11 protein-coding genes are annotated in these 15007 nt (G+C 60.5%); 2 read left to right on the plus strand and 9 right to left on the minus strand.

Annotated elements, in window-relative coordinates; all coding sequences use genetic code 11:
* Positions 1–76: 76 nt before the first annotated feature.
* The 5 genes from tkt to HYT87_06970 form a co-directional block, all read right to left on the minus strand.
* Positions 77–2137, minus strand: coding sequence for a transketolase (gene tkt / locus HYT87_06950; protein MBI2059494.1), 2061 nt, complete (start codon positions 2135–2137; stop codon positions 77–79).
* Positions 2138–2230: 93 nt separating this feature from the next.
* Positions 2231–4270 carry a glycogen debranching enzyme family protein gene (locus HYT87_06955; protein ID MBI2059495.1) on the minus strand — a complete coding sequence of 680 codons (2040 nt, stop codon included), beginning with the start codon at positions 4268–4270 and terminating at the stop codon, positions 2231–2233.
* 84 nt (positions 4271–4354) lie between these two features.
* Complete coding sequence (locus tag HYT87_06960; protein MBI2059496.1) at positions 4355–7036, minus strand: glucosidase; 2682 nt, start codon at positions 7034–7036, stop codon at positions 4355–4357.
* Positions 7037–7116: 80 nt separating this feature from the next.
* Positions 7117–7365 (minus strand): hypothetical protein, encoded by a 249-nt coding sequence (locus HYT87_06965; protein MBI2059497.1) that lies wholly within the window; start codon positions 7363–7365, stop codon positions 7117–7119.
* The gene (locus HYT87_06970; GenBank protein ID MBI2059498.1) at positions 7362–7622 is read right to left on the minus strand and encodes a toxin; all 261 of its coding nucleotides are present in this window, start codon (positions 7620–7622) and stop codon (positions 7362–7364) included. The genes HYT87_06965 and HYT87_06970 overlap by 4 nt, the downstream gene beginning before the upstream one ends.
* A gap of 321 nt (positions 7623–7943) precedes the next feature.
* On the opposite strand from HYT87_06970, the gene HYT87_06975 reads away from it, so the two are divergent.
* The gene (locus HYT87_06975; GenBank protein MBI2059499.1) at positions 7944–8504 is read left to right on the plus strand and encodes a hypothetical protein; all 561 of its coding nucleotides are present in this window, start codon (positions 7944–7946) and stop codon (positions 8502–8504) included.
* 468 nt (positions 8505–8972) lie between these two features.
* Positions 8973–9215, plus strand: a complete 243-nt coding sequence (locus tag HYT87_06980; protein ID MBI2059500.1) for a hypothetical protein — start codon at positions 8973–8975, stop codon at positions 9213–9215.
* A 28-nt stretch (positions 9216–9243) separates the two neighbouring features.
* Here HYT87_06980 and HYT87_06985 read toward each other — a convergent pair whose 3' ends face one another.
* Genes HYT87_06985 through HYT87_07000 form a run of 4 tightly spaced genes read right to left on the minus strand, consistent with a single transcriptional unit; the run spans position 9244 to position 14990 of the window.
* Positions 9244–10482 (minus strand): 6-phosphofructokinase, encoded by a 1239-nt coding sequence (locus HYT87_06985; GenBank protein MBI2059501.1) that lies wholly within the window; start codon positions 10480–10482, stop codon positions 9244–9246.
* Positions 10479–11897, minus strand: coding sequence for a glycogen synthase GlgA (glgA, locus tag HYT87_06990; protein ID MBI2059502.1), 1419 nt, complete (start codon positions 11895–11897; stop codon positions 10479–10481). The genes HYT87_06985 and glgA overlap by 4 nt, the downstream gene beginning before the upstream one ends.
* A gap of 2 nt (positions 11898–11899) precedes the next feature.
* Positions 11900–12892: a galactose-1-phosphate uridylyltransferase gene (galT, locus tag HYT87_06995; GenBank protein ID MBI2059503.1), complete on the minus strand. Its 993-nt coding sequence runs from the start codon at positions 12890–12892 to the stop codon at positions 11900–11902.
* A gap of 31 nt (positions 12893–12923) precedes the next feature.
* Positions 12924–14990, minus strand: coding sequence for a hypothetical protein (locus HYT87_07000; GenBank protein MBI2059504.1), 2067 nt, complete (start codon positions 14988–14990; stop codon positions 12924–12926).
* Between the last annotated feature and the right edge of the window lie 17 nt (positions 14991–15007).

Here is a 15007-nt window from a genome sequence, read left to right on the forward strand (position 1 = left end):
AGCGGGGATCTTACTTCTTTGCCGCGGCGAATTCGAGTACTCGTTTGTTCCGAAGTTTCATCACACCCCAAGCGTCCTATCCCTTGAGGGACAGCTGTGCCCTCGCTCCGTCCACGACCCTATCCACGGTGAAGCCGAACTTGGATTGAAGCTCCTTGAGGGGCGCCGAGGCGCCGAAGGAGCGCATGCCGATGACGGCGCCGGTCAAGCCCACGTACCGCTCCCAACCGAAGGTCGCGGCCTGCTCCACCGCCACCCGCGCTTTCACGTCAGGCGGAAGGACGCCGTCCCGATAGGACACGGTTTGTTGTTCAAACAGTTCCCAGCAGGGCATGCTGACCACGCGGGATCGCACTCCCGTCTTCGCGAGCTTTTCATGCGCCTCTATGCAGAGGTTGACTTCGCTTCCGCTGCCCATGAGGATCACGTCCGGCTTGCCGTTCGGCGCGTCGGCGAGCACATAGGCGCCCTTCGTAAGTCCGGAGGCCGACGCGAATTTCGAGCGATCCAGCGTGGGGATTGCCTGGCGGCTGAGGACGAGCGCCGCCGGCTCATGTTGAAGTTGCATGATCACTTTCCAGGCTTCGACCGTTTCATTGGCGTCCGCCGGGCGGAACGTGAGTAGGCCCGGTATCGCGCGAAGAGAAGCCAACTGTTCAATCGGCTGATGGGTGGGACCGTCCTCACCAACCCCAATCGAATCGTGTGTGAAAATGTATATCACGGGAATTTCCATGATCGCCGCGAGGCGGATCGCGGGACGAGAGTAATCGCTGAAGATGAGAAAGCCCGACCCAAAGGGTCGCACTTTGGAGAGCGAAAGCCCGTTCAGCACGGCCCCCATCGCGTGCTCACGCACGCCGAAATGGAAATTCCTCCCGCCGGGCGTCGAGGCGGTCGAATCCCCCGCCCCGTCGAACGTCAGTCGCGTTTTGGTGGAAGGAGCGAGGTCGGCCGAGCCCCCGATCAGCCATGGAATCTCCTTCGCGAGAGCATTCAGGATTTTGGCTGAAGCTTCGCGTCCCGCAACGCCCTTCACGTCGGGGGCAAACGTCGGAAGATCTTTGTCCCATCCGGCCGGGAGCGCACGTTTCTGCATGTTCAACAAGCTCTCGGCGAAGTCCGGAAACTTCAACCGGTAGGACTCGAAACGCTCCATCCATTCTTTGCGAAGACGCGAGCCCCGTTCCCCGATCCCCTTGCCGAAGTGTCCGCGTACCCCGTCCGGCACCAGGAATTTCGCATCCTCCGGCCAGCCGTAGTTCTTCTTCGCCGCCCGGATTTCGTCTTCCCCCAGCGGTTCCCCGTGCGCCGCGCTGGTGTCCTGTTTGTGGGGCGCGCCATACGCAATGTGACTATCGACGATCACCAGTGTGGGCCGGTCGTTTGTGGCTTTGAACGTACGAAAAGCCCTCTCCAGCATGTCCAGATCGTTCGCGTCCCCAACCCGCGTCACGTTCCATCCATAGCCGATGAATCGCGTGGCCACGTCCTCGCTGAAGGCCCAGTCCGTGTGCCCTTCGATGGTGATCCGGTTGTTGTCGTAGATCCAGCAGAGATTCGACAAACGTAGGTGACCGGCCAACGAGGCCGCTTCGGAGGAGACGCCCTCCATCATGCAACCGTCCCCGCAGAGCGCATAGACGCTGTAGTTGAACATTTCGAGATCGGGACGATTGAAGGTCGTCCCCAACCATCGTCCCGCGATCGCCATGCCGACGCTCGTGGCGACGCCCTGTCCCAATGGGCCGGTGGTGGTCTCCACACCGGAGGTCCAGTGATACTCGGGATGGCCGGGACACCTGCTGTCAAGTTGTCTGAACCGCTTGATGTCGTCCAGTCCCACCGACGGCTCGCCCAGACGCTCATATTTCGCATTGACGGCTTTCACACCCGCGAGGTGCAACAGCGAGTAAAGCAGCATCGAGGCGTGCCCCATCGAGAGGACGAATCGATCCCGGTTCGGCCAGATCGGATCTTCCGGATCGAAGCGAAGAAACCGCTGCCAAAGGCAATACGCCACCGGCGCCATGGCCATCGGCGTTCCGGGGTGGCCGGAGTTGGCCTGCTGAACGGCGTCCATGGCCAGCGTTCGAATGGTATTGATGCAGAGTGAGTCCAGTGACTTATCGTCCACGAGTCCTCCCTTGAAGCATTGAGCGGCTAGCAGAACGAGTAGGGGAGGGTCTTCAGACCCTCCCGACAGGACGGAGCATCTAAAGATGCGCCCCTACAAATCTGCATTCTGTTGGAGCCTCTTTGTTTTTCGCGAGGTGGGTGCAAAAACGCCCATTTCCAATCGGAGGTACTCCCCGAGGGACCACGCCTGGAACGGGCAGCCGCGAGAGATATGTGGCGGCTCGGCATCTGCAATTTCTGAGATGTGCCCCAGTCCCGCTTCGTCCAGGTGCGCCCGGAGTCCCGGCAGGAAGCGTGACCTCGCCTCCCGTTTCGCGTTCTCCGAACTTCCACGCACCCGAATCCATGCTTCCACGAACGGTCCCATCAGCCACGGCCAGACCGTCCCCTGATGATAGGCGCCATCGCGTTGGTGCACCCCGCCTTCGTATCGCGCCGCGTACCCGGATTCGCCGGGGGCCAGAGTTCGCAGTCCCATGGGAGTGAGGAGCCGGTTTTCTACGACTTCCACAACTTGTGTGGCGGCATTGCGGTCAAGCAATGAGAATGGCAGACCGCCTACCGCAAAGATCTGGTTTGGGCGAAGGCCTGCGTCATTCCGTCCCGGCTCGTGATCCACGTCGACCACGTCGAAGAGACAGCCGCGACCGGAATTCCAGAATCGTGCTCGAAATGTTTTCTGTAGGCTCTCGAAGGGGCCGAGGGAGCCTCCCTCCAGTTCGCCCAGGATCCGGACCGCGTTCAACCACAGCGCCTGGATCTCGACCGGTTTTCCGATGCGAGGCGTGACAGGCCGTCCGTCCACTCTCGCATCCATCCAGGTGAGCTGTGTTCCGGTCTCACCGCATGCGAGAAGTCCGTCGTGGTCCTGATGAATCCCGTAGCGAGTGCCCCTGGCGTAGCCGTCCAGAATGGCCCGAACCGCCGAAACCAACCGGACGCGCAACTCCTCGGTCACCTTGAATCGCCTTGACGCGGCCAGGCGCAGAAACTCATAGACCGCCACCACGAACCAGAGCGAGGCGTCCACCGAATTGAATTCCGGCTCTCCGCCCGAATCGGGAAACCGATTCGGAAGCATGCCCTCCGATACCATGTCTGACCAATTCGAGAGAATGTCGTGAGCCTCCCCGAATCGGCCTGTAGCCAGACACAGTCCTCGGAGCGAGATGAACGTATCCCGCCCCCAATCGGTGAACCACGGATAGCCGGCCACAAGAGTCTTGCCTTCTCCCCGCTTGGTGGCATCCAGCCAGTCGCGGGACGGCCATGCCGTCCTGGCGCCGCCTCGTCGCACCAGGTAAGAATCAGCAGACTGGTGGAGCGGCGAGGAGAAACGCTTGCGTCGGTTCAACTCCGCCTTTCGATGAGCCTCAAAGCGCGACCTCGCGTCAATGGTGGCGTCCACGGATGAACCGGCCTGCTCAGCCGATAGAATCCAGATCGCCGGGCCTGCCGACAGATCCCACTTCATCACACCGGGCGATCCGAGATCCTCACTGGAATCCAAGCCCCGGTCCCGCTCTTGGGCGTACAGGAAGTTGCCGTACCAGGTCGGCTCATGGCGGTACGTACCGTTCATCCGACTGACCACTCGTGGATGGACGGCATAGGGTCTCCAAGACACGTAACCTTCACCCGCCCCTGACTCAAAGTTGAACGATGGGTTGTTGTGGTGCAACGAGTGGTAGTCACGACCTGACAGGAAGGGACGGACACGAAGCCGGCCTGGCTGCTTCTTGCCAAGCACTTTCCAGGAGATGCACACGGATTGTGTCTCGTGCGGCACGAACAGCTCGTGCAGGAGGCGCGTCCCGTTCTCAAACTGGAACGTCCATGTGGGCCACGGGTCGGGCTTGAAGGAATCGATTCGGGTCATTCCATCCGGATGCACCACCTCCGGCAGGTATCGCTGGGAGGTGATCGCATAGCTGCCCTCCGGGGTGTCGACCCAGGCGTCAAACCCGTTGACGAGCACCACACGGCCGGCGGGGGGATCCGTGGCGACGAGAAGGAGGGCGTGGTAGCGGCGGCTGCGGATTCCGGAAACTGTTCCTGACGCGAACCCACCGAGGCCGTCCGCCTCCAGCCATTCCGCGTTGGGATCGAAACCAAGACCCTCCAACAGAATGACCTATTCGTAGGGGGGCATCTTTAGATGCTCCTCTTATCGGGAGGGTCTAAAGACCCCCCCCTACCCATTCTGCCAGGGACTCTAGATGGCATGTCGGGCCAAGTCTTGAAACAGTTTTGCAACGAGCGCGGTCCAGCCCGTCTGGTGGCTGGCTCCCAAGCCCTTGCCGGAGTCTCCGTGGAAATACTCGTAAAAGAGAACCAGGTTCTTCCAATCGGGGTCCCGGGCATATCGCGCGTCGTCACCGTGGCAGGGCCGTCGTCCTTCCGCGTCCGGCAGGAACAGACGGGACAGCCGCGTGGCCAGTTCGTGGGCCACTTCCGACAGATTCATCCTCCGCCCGGACCCCGTGGGACATTCCACTCGAAACTTGTCGCCGTAGAAATGGTGATACCGTTCCAGAGCCTCGATGAGCAGGTAGTTCAGCGGGAACCAGATCGGCCCGCGCCAATTGGAATTTCCCCCGAACAACGCCGTGGTCGATTCTCCGGGAACGTACTCCACGCGATATTCGTCGCCGTTCAAGCCGAAGACGTAGGGATCTTCGCCGTGCGCCTTCGAGAGCGATCGGATGCCGTAGGGCGACAGGAACTCCTTTTCATCCAGCAGGTAGCGCATGACTCGCTCAAGGCGCCGGCGACTCGGGATGGCGAGCAGCCGATGGCTGTGATTTCCCTCCTCCACGGACTCCATGTACGAAATGGTCTCCGCAAGATCCTTCCTGTTTTCCAGAAACCACTTCATTCTTTTCGAGAAACCCTTCAATCGGCCGATGGTTTCCCAATCCAGAACCTCCACGGCAAGAAGCGGGATGATCCCCACCATCGACCGTACCCGCAGCGGGATGGTTCGTCCGCCAAGCAGGAGCTGGTCGTAGTAGAACCCATCCTCTTCGTTCCAGAGTCCGGTGCCCCCAAGAGTGTTCATGGCGTCGGTTATCGCTACAAAATGTTCGAAGAATTTCGAGGCGACGTCCTCGTAGGCGGGTTCTTCCTTCGCCAGTTCAAGCGCCATGGCCATCATCGTGGCGGCGTAGAACGCCATCCAGGCCGTGCCGTCCGCCTGTTCCAAGTGCCCGCCGGAGGGAAGAGGCTTGGAGCGGTCGAACGCGCCGATGTTGTCGAGTCCCAGAAAACCGCCGGCGAAGATGTTGTTTCCGTCCACGTCCTTCCGGTTCACCCACCACGTGAAGTTGAGAAGTAATTTCTGAAACGTCCGCGCAAGGAAGAGGCGGTCGCGTTTTCCGCGGGCGCCGGTCATCTTGTACACCCTCCAACACGACCACGCATGAACCGGAGGATTCACGTCGTCGAACGCGAACTCGTAGGCGGGCATCTGGCCATTGGGGTGCATGTACCATTCGCGCAAGAGGAGGATGAGCTGTTGCTTCGCGAACTCCGGATCAAGTTGCGCGAAGGGAATCATGTGGAAGGCGAGGTCCCACGCCGCGTACCACGGGTACTCCCACTTGTCCGGCATGGAAAGAACATCGCGGTTGTAGAGATGGACCCACTCGCGGTTGCGACCCTTCCGGCGATTCTCCGGCGGCGACGGTTGTGAAGGATCGCCTTCGAGCCAGTGGCCGACGACATAGTGATAGAACTGCTTGCTCCAGAGGAGTCCCGCCTGGGCTTGCCGAACCACGGAGCGGGCATCCGCCGAGAGCGAGTTGGGAAGTATCTCCTCGTAGTAGGCATCGGCTTCTTCGATCCTCGTGGCGAAAACACGGTCGAAGGCTTTCCCGAACGTGATGGAGTTCCGGTCTCCTTCACGCCGAAGCCGGAGGGAAAGCGAAACCGTTTCGTTCGGCGACAAGTCCAACGTGTAGTGCGCCGCCGCTTTCGTCCCCACCGCCGCGACATTCACGGCCTCGCTCCGGCCGTGGACCACGGCGTCGTGAAACCCGTCCTTGGAAAATCGCGCGCCGTTCTTGAACCCGTAAAGGCGCTCGAAGTTCGTTTCGTTTTCCGTGAAGAGGAAGGCCGGCAGGTTGCCCTTTGGGCTAGGGCCCGCGTCCAGCCGGTATCGGCCAAGGGAAACGTGCTCAGCCGATATCGCATTGGCCGACATCAACGCGAGCGTCGGTTTCGGCCAATAGCCTTCGCCGGACCTGCCCCACGACCATGTGTTGCGGAACCAGAAAGTCGGGAGCACGTGCAGGACCGCGCGATCCTTGCCGTGGTTTTCGATCGTCAGCCGGATAAGAATGTCGTCCGCATCAGCCTTGGCGTACTCCACCCAGACATCGAAATAGCGGCCCTGATCGAACACGCCCAGATCGGCCAGTTCGATCTCGGGATGCGATCGATCCCGTTTCCCTGCCTCCTCAAGGAGACGGCCGTATGGGAACTCACCATGCGGGTATTTGTACAGGGCCTTCATGTAGGAATGCGTCGGCGTGGAATCGAGGTAGTAGTAGCTCTCCTTCACGTCCTCACCGTGATTGCCTTCCGGGCCGGTGAGACCGAACAGCCGTTCCTTCAGAATCGGGTCCTTTCCGTTCCAGAGCGCCACGGCGAAGCAGAGGCGGCCTTCGCGGTCGGAGATCCCGAGTAGGCCATCCTCCCCCCAGCGGTACGCCCGACTTCGGGCATGATCGTGCGGGAGATACGACCAGCATTCGCCTCCGGGGGAATAGTCTTCCCGCACGGTCCCCCACTGCCGCTCCGAGAGATAAGGCCCCCAGCGCTTCCAATTCTTCTCGCGCCGGGCGTCCTCCGCCAAACGCAATGCTTCAGCTCCGGCATGATTCCGTTTGTTCATATCGAAGACAATTCACTCCTAAGGTTCAAGAACTCCTGCTCGGGAACGCCATTTGCCCGAACACACTTGTCCGCGGACCACTAGGCCGCGTAGTGGTGGAGCAGCTCGGAGACAAATGCCTGGTAGGGAATTCCCAGTTGCCTCGCCTTCTTCTTGATGCTCTCCAAATCCTGACGGTTCACCCGGATATTCAGGACGGCGTCCTTCTTTCGGCGCGCAATAGCCTGCGCGATGGCTTCGAACTCCGCCCGTTTCACGGGGCGGTACTCGCCCCGTACCAAGGCGCCTTCAATCGCCCTTTCACTCCGGCTCAGATTCATCCTTTTCATGCCAATTCTCCCTTCTTCCACATTCGCGTGTATTTCCGGCTGGGGAAAAGCGTCTTCAAGAAAACGGTCTCTCCCCTTGCCACATAGGGCACTACCCAAATGTAGCCCCCAAGTTCGAAGAGCAGGATATTCTGGTGCGAACGGCTCGGGTGCTCCTTCACGGCTACCAGCCTTGCTCGGACGATCTCCTCGAAAGAGACGCCCCGTTTTCTCTTCAGCTTTTTGCTCTTGGAAAGAGCCCACCGGACATCGGCCATCTCATGGAGTTGTAATACAAATGTATATACTAATCAAGAGGAGGGGAGCACGCTCAACAGGTCATGTCAAGCGCCAAAACCCAAAACTCAATATTCAATTGCCCCGACGTTCTTATCTGGGGAGGGCCCCCACCGCGGGAATCGGGCATCGAGAAGAGTGGATTTCCTCGGGAGACCAACCCGAACGCTCCCTAATCGTCACACTCCATGACTCCCGAGCGCAAAAGCGACGGAGGTCGTGCTCTTGGACGATAATCACAACCGGATCGCGATCCGTCAACCGCGGCACCATGACCTGAACGCCCGGAATACGCCGGATCGATGAAAAGGACGAACGAGGTCGAGACCTTCTGCCGCCAGGTGCGCGCACGGTCCGCCGAGAACAGGCAGGCTATGCTCGCCGTGCGTGCTTTGCCAGGGCAAATGATCTCAGTGCTCCGCCAAGAGATCGACTCTCCGGTGCGTGTCGTCTTCCTCTTAGCGCAGGATGATCGGGACTACCGGCAGACGCTCATCGAGGAATCAGTGTCCGGACAGCGTTGGCGCAGACGCAATTCCAAGCAGCATGTAACCGACCGTGAGATGGTTGACCTAACCAACACCCTTCACGGCTGGACAAGGTCCGTATACGCCTTCGGTTGCGCATTCGTCCACCTTTCCAACTTCCACGACCATCAAACCCGAGATCCGTTGGACCAGATTTCCGCGGCCGAGCGAAATGCGGTTCTCGACCACCTTCGCCATTACCACGGTGGCCCAAACGGAGCGGCACCCACATTCTTGGAACTTATGCCATTCTTGCCAAGGGTCTTTGCGAAAATCGCCGACAACCTGGAGTGCTACGTGAAGCAGCTTGAGCAGGACGACAACCTGGAAACGTGAGACGGTGCCACGATAGCCAATCGGGATCTGATCCCAGCTTCTACGGAGAATCTTCGCCGCACTTCTTGCCGGTGCGCACCAAAACGGGTACTCTTGGAGCTATGGCGATGGTCCGGAAAGATCCCAGGCGTGCATCCCCGAAAAGACCCGATGCCGCGAAGGCACGCGCCGCGCTCCACAGTTTGCGCGCGAGCCTCGCGAAAAAATCCTCCCGTTTCGAGGGCATGACGGAGGAGGAGGTGATTCGGGTGTTGAAAGAAACCCGACGCCGGCTTTGGGAGAGAAAGCTTGCTGTTGGTGCTTGATTCGAATGAGTACATTTTCGGCATTGCGCCACCGGGGAAGTCCTCATGCAGGGCTCTGCTAGACGCGGTCCTGGCGGATCCTCTCGCCAACTCGCTCAGGATTCCCCGGACCATTGTGGATGAGGTTCGCGGGAATCTCGCCTCAGAAGATTTCAAGACATTCATGACCTTCATCAACGCCCTTGCCATAATTGACGAGGACTTCGAGGTTCCCTTTGAGACGGCGTGGAAGTATGAGGCGAAGGGCCTGAAACCCGGGGATGCGTTCATTGCCGGATACACAGAGTGGGTCGGCGCAAACTTCTTGGTGACGGAGAATCGGCGGGACTTTCTTCACCGTGCAGGCGAATTTCCCTTCAAGGCGGTAAATGCCGAGACTTACTTGAAGCTCATCAAGTGGAAATAAGCACCCGCAATCGCAACCGTTGAAGGCTTCAGGCGGCGACGGGCTGGAAACGAGAGCGAAAAGCCTCTTCGGTCATCTTCGCGGCGGAGGCGAGCCGCCGAACTTCCTCTGTCGATTCGAAATCGCTCTTTCGCAGACGGATCATGTACCGGAGGGCCACCTCGTAGCTCTCCGACTCAACATCCACCAGCCTGAGTCTCGTCCGGCCCGTCTGAGGGTCCACCATCGCGCCGAACGGAATGGGAACCACCTTGCCTTCCGACAGGGCCACCATCACATTGGGTCCGGATTCCAGGAGGAACTTTACCGCGGCGTGACCCAGAGTGCGGGTGTACTCCAGGTCAAAGGCAATGGGCGCCGCACAGCGGAGTTCATAGCCGATGTTCTTGTCCGAAATAGGAATGGACATCCCGCGCTCTTTCAGGCTCTGTTCGATCCGGCGCTTCATGAATTCGGCAAAGCCCAACTCCGCCAGCCGGAGGTGACCGTGCTCGTCCGTTCGGGCTTCGTCCAGTCCCTGCAGGCCGTCGGCCCTCAATTTCTCGGCCACACCTTCGGCGACCACCGCCACGCCATCGTCTTTGCCCGCCGCGCGCCGCTTGATCATCGCGCCCTCTATGATGTCGCACACATGGCGCACGGACACCATGGATGGAAACTCCTCGGGGATGACCGCCAAGGTGGCCCCGGCGGCACGGGCGATGCCGAGCGCCAGGTGGCCCGCGGAACGTCCCATGGCGACCACGATGAACCACCGTTGCGTTGTACGGGAATCCTCCATTAAATTGCCGACCAGTGCGGCGCCCAGCTCGCGCGCCGTTTCGAATCCGAACGTCGGCATTCCGCTCGGGAGCGGGAGATCGTTATCGATGGTCTTCGGCACGTGAACCACGTTCACCTTCCCCCCGCTCGCCTCGTGGAGCTTCACGGCGGTGGTGGCGGTGTCATCTCCCCCGATTGTCACGAGGTGCTCAATCCCGAGCGCGGCGAGGCCGTTCAGAACGTTGCGCATGCTCTGAGCGTCCTTCGTCGGGTTGGTCCTGGAGGTCCGGAGGATGGAGCCCCCGTGCGTATGAATTCTGGAAACGTCCTCAATCTTGAGCGATTCCACCTGGCTGACTCCTCCGGCGGCAAGGTGTTTGAACCCGTCCAGGATTCCCACCACCTCGCATCCCCGGTTGATCGCCTCGATTGTCGCCGAGCCGATGACGCCGTTGATCCCCGGCGCCGGACCGCCGCCAACGATGATCCCGACTTTTCTTGTCATGCGGGCTTCAAGGAATAGAGCAGTGCTGCGTAGGCTTCCGCCGAGTGATCCCATGAGAAATCCTGCTCCGTGCAGGTCTTCCGCAGCATCGACAGGCCGCCGTTCGCGCAGGCTTCCCGCGCCCGGCCCAGCGCGTCAACCACCGAATCGGCCGTCAACGGCGAAAAGAGGAATCCCGTTCGACCCTCCTCAATGGTATCGATCAAGCCCCCGACCCGATGGGCTACGGGAACCGCCCCATAGCGCATCGCAATCATCTGGGTGAGTCCGCACGGCTCATACCGGGAGGGCACGAGAAACAAATCACTGCCGGCGTAGATACGGCGCGCGAGTGCGTCGTCGAAATCGACCTTGACCGCGAACCGTCCGGCCAACCGCCCGCCGGTCTCCCGCACCGCCTTCTCCAGCGCCTCGCTCCCCCGACCGAGCACGGCCATCTGCATACCGCTTTCGACGATCCGATCCGCCGCTTCGCACACCACGTCAATTCCCTTCTGCGGCGTAAGCCGTGAGACGATGCCCACGAGGACCACTTTCGGATCCATTTCGAGGCCCATCTCTTCCTGCAAGGCGGCTTTCGACGCCGCCTTCCATCGATCAAGCGAGAGGGTCAGTTTCTTCTTGAGAGCCTTGTCCTTGCGCGGGTTCCACACCTCGGAGTCGATGCCATCGAGAATGCCCGTGAGCTTGGCCGCATATTTCCGCAGGAGACCATCGAGCGCAAACCCGGCCTCGGGGGTCTGGATCTCCCGGGCGTACTGCGGACTCACTACGTTCACCGCGTCGGCAAACACAATCCCGGCCTTGATGAAATTCACCTTCCCGTAGAACTCCAGGACCTCGGTGTTGAAGTCCTCCGCCGGAAGTCCCAACTCATCCAGGACCTCCTTTGGGAAAACGCCTTGGTATCCAAGATTATGGATGGTGAGAAGGCATCGCAGATTCGAAAGCGCCGGATCTTCACGATAGGCGGGATACCGCCGCAGGAGGTACGGCACGAGGGCCGTGTGCCAATCGTGCGCGTGCAGGACATCGGCTTCGAACAGTCCCTGCCGCACCCCTTCAATCGCGGTAAAGGCGAGGGCGGAGAATCGCCGATGCTCATCCGCGACATCCCCGTCGGAATCGTTGTAGACGTAGGGACGATTGAACAACGAGGGTGCGTCGAGGAAGGCCCACCGCACGCCCCTCTTCTCTTGCGTGAACACCTTCGCCGGGATGGCTTCCCCGGCGAGTTCGAGCCGGATTTCCCGGCCCCCTTTGATCTTGATTGAGGTCGGCCGGTACATCGGACTCAAGACCGTCACTTCAAATCCCTTTCCGGACAACGCCACCGGCAGCGAGCCCATGACGTCTCCGAGCCCGCCCACTTTGCTGTATGGAAACACTTCCGAAGCCACCATCAGAACACGCATCACTACACCCCCCGTAAAAAAGTGGCCGCCTCTTCGGGCGGCGCGGGATTGATGAAAAAACCCGCTCCTTTTTCGAACCCGGCGATCCGGGTCTGTATGGGCGTGATTTCGAAATGCCAATGGAAGGAGTCCTCCACGCGGTCCCCATCCGATGGCGCGGAATGAAGGTAGAAATTGTACGGAATGTGGCCGAGCGTCCGGTCCAACCGGCGGAAGATGTCGCAGAAGATGGCCGAGAGGTCGTCGAGCTGGGCGTCGGTGATGTGTTCATAGTAGGCGGCGTGATGCCGGGGCGCGATCCATGTCTCAAACGGAAATCGCGAGGCGAACGGTTCGAAGGCTACGAAATCCTGCGAGACCGACACGATGCGCTCGCCCTGGTCCATTTCCTGCCTCAGGATGTCGCAGAAGATGCAACGTTCGCGGTAGGTAAAATGGAATTTGGCGCCGTCCATCTCCGTGGCCAACTCCCTCGGGACGATGGGCAGGGCGATGAGCTGGCTGTGCGGATGTTCCAGCGTGGCGCCGGCTTCCTCGCCGTAGTTCTTGAAGACGACCATGGAACGCATCCGCTTGTCGCGCTTCAGGTCGTTGATCCTTTCCCGAAAGACCCACAGATTGTCCCGCCACAGGGCCGTCGTACAGGTCGAGAGTTTTTCATCGTGCTTCGGCGACTCGATGATCACTTCGTGCGCGCCAACGCCGTTCATGATGTCGTACACGCCCAGACCCCGACGGTCGAGTTCCCCCTCCACCCGGAGCGCAGGGAACTTGTTGGGCACCACCCTCACCCGCCAAGCCCCGTCTCGGCCGTTCAATCGCAAGATTTCGGGCGGCGTCAGGTGTTCATGGCCCACGCAAAAAGGACAGTTGCCTTGCGAGTCCGCCGAGGGCGCCGTCATCGTGATCTCCCCGAAATCGGAGGCGCGCTTTCTCCGCTCGGTCGATATGATGACCCAGCGGCCGGTGATGGGATCCTTTCTCAGCTCAGGCATGGGTGGGCCTAGAGCTTAGCATAGATCGTTCCTACACACTCCACATGCGGTCCTCGAAGTCCGCCGGGGGCACGTCGAAACTCAAAAACCCAAGCCGCGGATATCGATCCTCCATCTGACCCTTCCGGCGCACCTCCACCACAAAGTACACGCGGGTTCCGGCCGGTGCCTGAAGCGGTTCCAACGGAACGCTCATCTCGATGACCTTCTGCCGCGCCGCCACCACCTTGCCCACCGCTGCGAATCCCCCTTCGGGCGTCCGGCTGAGGAGCGCGCCTTCCAAGGGAAGGATCTTGAAGTCCCGCAGCCCAAACACGAGATGGACGTGCAGATCTTCCGCTTCCTCCTCCGGCTCGGCGGGATCGAGGCGGAGATAGAGATGAGTCGAATCGAATCCGTAGTAGATCCGGTTCAGGTAGCCCACGCCCGCCGCGAGTCGTCCCGGATCACTTCGGCATTCGTAAGAACCCGCCGCGTACCATTCCGCGTAGCCCGAGACCAGCCCGTCGATCCGGGGCGAAATGAATCCCACGGGGCCGCGCGACTCCTCCATGATCCGGACCGGTTCCAGGAGATACGGCGGCGGCTCGCACCCCACGGCGTTGTAGACCTCGATCAGGTTGTTTCTGAACAGGAGGTCGAAGGTGTCGGCCTGATCAGTATGGAATGAATCGCCGTACCACCAGAACCAATCGCTCCCCTCCGCCGCGTACATGCGCTCCAGCGCCTTCTCACGAGCCTCCGGGGTCGATTCCCTCCGCGCGAGAAATCCCCGAGTCTTGGCCAGGATCTCCCACGCACGGTTCTTCCCCGCCTGCCCGATCCACATTTCGAACTTTCCGTCGATCCACGAACCCGTTTGGATTCGGTCCGTTTCCCGAATGTCATCGCGCGGATCGGCCAGCACGTCGGACGGCGTGACCAATTCGCAATCGGACGCATGCTTGAGGACCTCCACGAATTTCTTCAGGAACGGGCCGCCGTGCCACGGATAGTACTCCCAGGGATTCTCCCCATCGAGGGCCAGGGAAAGGACCCCCCCCCCGGAGCCTCGCGCCGTGGCAAGCCGGCGTTCAAAATCGTTCACGGCATCCGATTCGTGCATTTTGTGGTATTTGAATCCGAGTGCGTCCGAAATCGCCCGGTCGCGAAAGAAGACGACCACATCGCCGTTTCCCACCCGCGTTCGCCAAGCCTTTCGATGGTCGCCGCCGGAGGGCATCAGCGCCTGGTCCGTCATCACCCAGCGCACCCCCTTTGAGGCGAGAACCGGGATCAGCTCGGGACACATCGACCCCTCGGAGGGCCACATTCCCACCGGACGCTTGAGCTTTTCTTCGATGAACCGGAGTCCCCGGTCGATCTGGGCTTCCGCGTCATCCGGATAGGAAAACCCCACGGCGGGCAACGGTGCCGAGGGCATGCACCGGCGGGCGTAGCCGGTATCCAGGAGGAGCGGCAGAACCGGATGGTGCAGAGGGCTCGTGGATACTTCCGTTTTGTCCAGGATCCGGCGATGCAGCGCACGCGATTCCTTCAGGATTTCTCGTTGGCAGTCGAGAACGAAGACCTTGTCCTTCTCCGTGAAGTGCGTCCCCTTGCGCACGAGCTCCGTCAGATCGGGATGCGATTCGAGAGCGGTGAAACCGAACCACGTCAGGTTGAACCACACCTGAAGATCGCAAAGATCCGCCTTCGTGAAGGACATGGCCAGATCCTCCATTTCCTCCGGAGTGATCCGTTTCCCGCGTTTCTTGAAGAGCTCCCAATAGCGCGGGTACGGCTGGATCATCGTGTCCGGGTTGCAGGAGAAGAAATCCATCAGCAGCGCCTTGCGGTCGGCCGGCGTAAGTTCCCCGGCGGGCTTCTCCGTCAGGAGCTCGAAGGCGTCTTTCGTGCCCTGGACGTACATGTCGAGCTGCTTGAGAAGGGAGGGCGTGATGTTCAGCGTGATCTTGACGCCTTCGCGTTCGATCAGCGTGAGGACGTCGTGATACCCGTGGATGGCGTGAAGGCGCACCCACGGAAGGAGCAATCTTCCGGAAATCGGATCTTGGTACAGCGGCTGGTGCATGTGGAAGAGAATGACCAGCCTCATTGGATCTCCTCGGGCCG

The sequence above is a fragment of the Nitrospirota bacterium genome, from assembly GCA_016180645.1.
Lineage (GTDB): Bacteria > JACPQY01 > JACPQY01 > JACPQY01 > JACPQY01 > JACPAV01.